Origin of the sequence: Suttonella ornithocola (assembly GCF_001889065.1) — a bacterium.
Taxonomy (GTDB): domain Bacteria; phylum Pseudomonadota; class Gammaproteobacteria; order Cardiobacteriales; family Cardiobacteriaceae; genus Suttonella_A; species Suttonella_A ornithocola.
The window spans coordinates 1-6364 of sequence record NZ_LWHB01000147.1; the positions used below are offsets into that span (position 1 = coordinate 1).

At 45.9% G+C, this 6364-nt stretch carries 3 protein-coding genes and 1 pseudogene; 2 read left to right on the forward strand and 2 right to left on the reverse strand.

From position 1 onward, the window contains the following. Both A5N85_RS10765 and creC read right to left on the reverse strand, forming a co-directional pair. On the reverse strand, window positions 1-218 hold a 218-nt coding region (locus A5N85_RS10765; RefSeq protein ID WP_211268172.1), incomplete at its 3' end, for an AIM24 family protein. A 132-nt stretch (window positions 219-350) separates the two neighbouring features. After that, complete coding sequence (gene creC / locus A5N85_RS10770; protein ID WP_072577225.1) at window positions 351-1817, reverse strand: two-component system sensor histidine kinase CreC; 1467 nt, start codon at window positions 1815-1817, stop codon at window positions 351-353. 262 nt (window positions 1818-2079) lie between these two features. Here creC and A5N85_RS10775 point away from each other — a divergent pair, with 262 nt between their 5' ends. Together A5N85_RS10775 and A5N85_RS10780 are read left to right on the forward strand one after the other, a co-directional pair. Further along, window positions 2080-3054, forward strand: a complete 975-nt coding sequence (locus tag A5N85_RS10775; protein ID WP_172460822.1) for an FAD:protein FMN transferase — start codon at window positions 2080-2082, stop codon at window positions 3052-3054. Next, window positions 3051-6364 (forward strand): annotated as a pseudogene (locus A5N85_RS10780) (hypothetical protein); the annotation flags it as partial. The gene A5N85_RS10775 and the pseudogene A5N85_RS10780, both read left to right, overlap by 4 nt.

Here is a 6364-nt window from a genome sequence, read left to right on the forward strand (position 1 = left end):
GCAGCAGTAGTTGCGGTAATCTTTTGTTGGAAAATACTTTCGCCAGTGGCAAAACGGCGCGCTAAGGATTGAAACAATCCCCCACGCATTTCACCGCTTAATTCTAAGCCGTCTTCCATCATAATCATGGCATCGCTTTCGCAGTGAATACTCTCACCTAAGCCTAAATGACAATGCAAAAAAGGTTCGGTATCGCCAATGAGATTAAAAGTTGCCATGATATTTGTCTCCCCTATTTCGTCTTTAAAATGCCATTGTAATCGTTGTTAGAACAAAGGGCGGCTACTCTGGCGAGCTCATCGAAAACGATATTTTTTGGGAAGTTGGCTATATGCATTTCATTCATCTGATTATCGTTTAAAAATCAACCTTGCACGTACGCCATTAGTAATATTTTCAATTTCAAGCCTCCCATGATGTAGCAGCATAATATGCAAGACAATATTAAGCCCTAATCCGCTACTTTTACCGCTTCCATCTGGCCGCGGTAAAGAGAAAAAACGTTCGGTTAATTTACGCAAAGCATAATCTGGAATGGTTTCCCCGATATTTTCTATCCATACTTCACGGGGTTTTATGACAATGGTAATGGTGGATGCCTTTTTAGCGAAAGCAATCGCATTGTCTAATAGATTGGTTATTGCTTGTCGAATCAGTAAGGCTTCCCCTTCAATACTATTCTCTTCCTCTATCACTAAAGCCATGCTCAACGCTTGAGCAGATAAGCTCAGTTCATAATCGGTCATAATGGCTTTTGCAATCTTTGATAGAGACACCGTTTCATACATCAATTGCGGACGATTTTCTAAACGTGCTAAAGCCAGTAATCGTTCAATTAACGTCTGCATTTTATTGCCTGCACGTTGAATTTGGACCGTTAATGCTTTTTGTTCTTGTGCGCTAAGCATTGGTTCAGAAAGGAGTTCGGCGGTGGCTTGCGCAGTGGTTAAGGGGGTTTTGAGTTCATGGGTGAGTGTAGTAATCGTTTGTTCTACTGCTTGCTTGGCTTCTAAATCACTACGAAGTTTACTAACGGTCTGCGCAAGCCGTGCTAAATAATGGTCGGAGAATTTTGGCAGAGGTGCTTTTTGCCCTGCGGCTAATGCTTCCGCATAATGGGTAATCCGCCTTAATGCCCGCGCCAACCACCAAGCCAATAACGCTAAAATGCCCAAAATAAAGCATAAATATCCTGCCATTAAATAACGCATTTTAGCGATAGCGCTTAAGTTAAAGGGCATGATGGCAGTAACGGGTTGGCGTAAAGATAAGACGCCGACAACCGTCCCCGTTGGCGAAAAAATAGGCGCAGAAACTACCATTTCTTTTCCTTGCTCAGGATGCGCTTCATTGAGATAACTGCTGCGTGCGCTATACTGCCCTTGCAAAGCCGCATGAATATCGCGCCAATGGCTATAATCTTTTCCGACAGCCTGTTGTTTAGAATCATAAATGACCATGCCATTGGCATTGCTCAATAATACCTCTAGCTCTAAATGATTTTTATGATGCGTATAAATCTTGGCGGTTTGCGGTAAATGTTGCGCTATATGAATTTGTTCTGCCAATGCATTGATATTGAGTTGTCCTGTTTGCGCATATTGTTTGGTTTGTTCAGCCGTTAATAGCCAAAGCGTATCCACCAATGTAGTTTCTGCGCTTTGCTTCATACTAATTTTTAAAACCTCACTGCTACGATTAAACCATTGCCACCCCAGCAATAATAAAAGCGCTAATAAAATAAAAAACAGACGTAAACTGATGCCTAAAGGAATGATACGTGAGAATTTTTGTCGCCAAACAGAATCATTCATCATAAATTGCTTTATCCTTTTTGGCGCTATCATATCGCCACATTCCCAAAATACCGTCAAAAATAAACAAATAAGAAAGAGAAAACCATATAGAAATTTTGCTATACATCAAGAGAATCTCAGTATTCTTACTGCTGTACAGATTCTTTGCGTAAATTTATTAAACAGGGTTACTTGGCGATATTATCTAAGAAAAATTTGCTTTTCTTGCGCTTTTATTTAGGAGATATTAAAATAAATTTAAAATTAAATGATAATTATTATTATGAATATTCTGATTACCATTAAAGGAAAAACGATGGCTAATCGCTATGTGGTGAAGTATTTAACGCATCAAGAGCGCTTAGCGGTCGTGCGGCCTGAGGGCGTGAAAGCAGAGATTGAAGCATGGTTGGCATCTATCAATCAGCAGATGTCGGTGTTTCGTAAAGATAGCGATATCAGCCGTTTTAATGCGTTGAAAGCGGGGCAAGCTTTGGTTATTGCGCCTGAATTTGCGCGGGTTTTGCGTGAGGCGCAGCGGCTACATCAAGAAACCGAAGGGGGATTAGATATTACGCTTGCGCCGTTGATTGATGCGTGGGGCTATGGAGTTCACTCGGCAAGCGATGTGCCTGATGCTTGTATTTTGGCGCATTTACGTGCTGCGGTGGGGATGGAGAAGTTTTCGCTTGAGTCTTCAGATGGGCAGCATGTGTTACTAAAGCATGACTCGGATATGCGTCTTGATGTCTCTGCTATTGCAAAGGGTTATGCGGTGGATGGCATTGCAAAAATTTTAGATGATTTGGGTATTGATAATTATCTTGTCGATATTGGCGGTGAGATGCGCGCTAGGGGCGTGAATGCTCAGGCTAGGCCTTGGCGAGTAGCGGTAGAAAATCCCGTTCAAGCGGCACAAAGCGTTGTGGTTTCTCTTGATAATCAGTGTATTGCTACTTCTGGCAATTATCGTCATTGTCGTCGTGATGCATCGGGTCGGTTGGTTCATCATGTGATTAGCCCTGTATCTTTGGCGCCCACAGCTGCCGATGTGCTTTCTGTTAGCGTGATTGCCGATAGTGTGATGAGGGCAGACGGTTTAGCAACGGGGCTTTATACGTTAGGTATTAAGCGGGCGTTAGCTTTGGCTGATGCTCATCAATGGGCGATTTGCTTTTTAATCATGGGCGCAAGAAATCAGGTGGAATGTCATTGTTCTGCCGCTTTTTTACCTTTTTTAATGGAAGAAATGTTATGAATTCTCGTTTTTTAATGAAGCCGCTGGCTTTGGCGGTTTTGGGTGTTGTGCAGTCTGCTTATGCGGATGCTACAAAATATCAACAAGGCGATACGACTACTGCTATGGTACCTGCGGGTGTTACGGTGGAAAAAATCGATACCATACAGCACGGCGGTGATAAGGCAGAAAAAATCACGGGTGAGCTGAATCGCTCGGGTAATCCTGTACGCATTATTTGGTATGGCAATCCCAAAGATAGCGATGGCAAGGTGCCGCAGACGGATGCACTCAATCAAGGCTTTGTGCGCGGTGCGGTCACGGCAATGGGCGGTATCTCTGGTGATGACCCTTTGACTCCTGCGAACCAAGATTTTCGCTCTTCGATTGCCATTGAAGGGCAAGGCAATGCGATTGATGCTTTGGGTTGGTCGGCACATACTAATCCCAATGACATTGATATTGCTTTAAAGACTTTGGATAACCAACGTTTGGCTTCAGGTAGCGCGGTGCTTGAAGGCGGTGTGGGTGCGGTGCATGGCTCAACTTCGGCTTTTGTATCGGCAAATGGTATTTCGGTGGTTGGCACGGCAGATTTTGGTAATGCCGTCGGCGTGGATGGCGTGAGCGGCGCTTCAGGTAGCGGTGGCTCTGCCAGCATCAGCGCTGGCACGCCCACGTATACCAATCCGCATGATTTGGGCAAACCGTTTAACGGCTCACCGCCTAAGGATACGAGTAAGCAGGATATCGAGGGCAAAAACATTCGCATCGCCGTAGAACACATCAAAAACAGCGATATGCTTTCTGGCAGCGTGGATGCCAAGGGTTCGCAAGACGTATATTGGGGGCATACTTCCGCCACTTATACACCGCAATTTTATGGTGTGAACGCTTGGGCTTCAGGTAATGGGGTATCCCTAGCAACTTTTACTGATACGCCTGATAAATACACGTGGTCAAACGATAAAATCAACTATGCCACTTTAAACAATCTCAGCAACAGCGGCGATATCAGTGGTGAAGCGAAACTCTTGGGCGGTCGAAATGTGACGCATACACAGACCTTAAGCCGTGCGGCAGGTAATGGCGCATCAGTGTATGCAGGAACGGGACGTTTTGCTAAGCAATCTACGCATGCCGTGTTGGGCTCGCTGAATAATTCGGGCAATATCAGTGGCACTTTGCATCAGGTTTCTGGTGACAATTCGGGCTATAAGTCCATTCATCTGCTCTCTACTGCTGAGAGTTATAACAGCGGTAACGGCGTGAGTGTGTTAGCAGAAAGCCGCAATGCGCAAGTGAAAACCGCAGAAGCCAAGATTGGTACGGTGAATAATACTGGCGCAATTCGCGGACAAGCCTATCTGCAAGGTGGCATGGGTTCAGGTAGCCTTGACGTGAAAAGCATGGGTAGTGGTAACGGTATTTCCGCAGTATTGGATTCACTAGGTAAAGGGAATGCGCAAATCGGTGCAGTGCAAAACAGCGGGGTTATCAGCGGTGATTTTACTTCACGCGCAGGCATCAGTATTGATGCGTTGCCTAGTCGCCTCAAATACGAAGTACAAAAACATTTATCAACTCATTTGACCTTATCCGATGAACTGATACAAAAAATTCAGGCAGCTATTCCGCCAGAAGAAGTCAAACTGGTGGTAACGGACAAAAGCAATGTCGGCACCTTTGACAATCCCGATGTGAACCCCAAACGTCCCAGCACCGCAGCCTCTACTTCATGGGATCACACGATTAACAATTACTCAGCGAATAGCGACATCAAAGCTAGCGGTAACGGCATTTCGGTATATGGTGGCAATAGCACACTTACCGAGCGTGCGGGCAAATTGGGAAAAGTGGATAACGAAGGTGTAATTAGCGGGCATAGCCGTATGTATCACGGGCTGGCTAATGGCAGTGAATATGCCAGCGTTAGCTTTTTAGGCACGGGGGTGGGCATTGCCGTGGATAATGCTTTTACTGAAGCAGTGAACAACGCAGGCATCATCTCAGGCAATCATGCTGCCCTGCTGGCGCGTGGGAAGATTGATGACCAATACAGCATCCGCAATCCTGCTTTCGTTTCAGGTTATAAAGAAATCAATAACTACGGCTTAATGGCAGGCACATTGATTGCCGCTAACTACAAAAATAGCCCTGCGGGCATGAGTGGTAAACAGGTTTATCGCTATTTTGAAGCTGACACAGACCCTGTGAATAATTTGGGCACAACCATTCACCTGAAAAAAGGCATTGAAAAGCCTGCCCGTTGGGGGCAGCCGACCATCCGTCACGCCGATTCCGAAACCATTGAAAAAATCACTATTGGCAAAGGCGGCACCTACACTGCCAGCAATGGCAAGCGCTATGAAATCATCAATGGCGCATTGACCAACGGCGACAAAGACAGCGAATACACCGCCACAGGCGATATCGATGGCAAGCTGATTAACGGTGCGGGCGTGGCAAATGGCGCGTTGATTGCCAATCGCGATATTGCGGTGAATAACAGCATTGTCAACGGCTATGCCACGGCGTTGAACATCAAAGACGATAGCACCGTCACGCTGGATAGCACCAAGCTCAACGCCAACGGCTTTACCGTGAACCGAACGCAACAAACCCACGCCATTTTGGGTGATGCGGGCAATAACGCTTTTATCGCTAAAAACCATAGCTTTATCAATGGTGAAGTGAACATGGGCGCAGGTGATGATAACGCCACCATCGCCGATAATCGCGTACAAGTGAACAGCCGTTACCTTGATATGGGGGCAGGCACTGACACCATCACCTTTGGCATGAAAGGCGGCAATAGCAGCGAGAGCATCAAAGTCCATTACGACGTGAAAAACGTGGAAAATGTGGTAATTGACGACAAAACCACGCTAATGGCGAATGCTCGTCTTACTGGTGTGAAAGATATCACCGTGAACGATACGCTGGTGTATCAGGTCAATAGCGACAAAGAACACGCTCTGTTTGATACCGTTAGCGGTGATTTGAACTTTAATGGCAGTGGTAAAGTGTTGGTCGATACCGACCGTGCTCGCCAAAAAGTGGATTTCGGCACCGCCGAAGCCAAACTTGGCGATAAGATTGACTTTAAAGCCACCAACGTGATGCAAACTTTGGTCGTCAAAGATGGTGACTTAGTGATTGATACCAAACCTGCTGGTGGCAATGGTAATAACACTGGCGGTAACACTGGCGGTAACATTGGCGGTAACACTGGCGGTAACACTGGCGGAAATACTGGCGGAAATACTGGCGGAAATACTGGCGGAAATACTGGCGGAAATACTGGCGGAAATACTGGCGGAAATACTGG

Coding starts and splice junctions, on each gene's coding strand:
- creC (WP_072577225.1), bottom strand. CDS start 1,817: ATGATGAATGATTCTGTTTGGCGACAAAAATTCTCACGTATCATTCCT.
- A5N85_RS10775 (WP_172460822.1), top strand. CDS start 2,080: ATGAATATTCTGATTACCATTAAAGGAAAAACGATGGCTAATCGCTAT.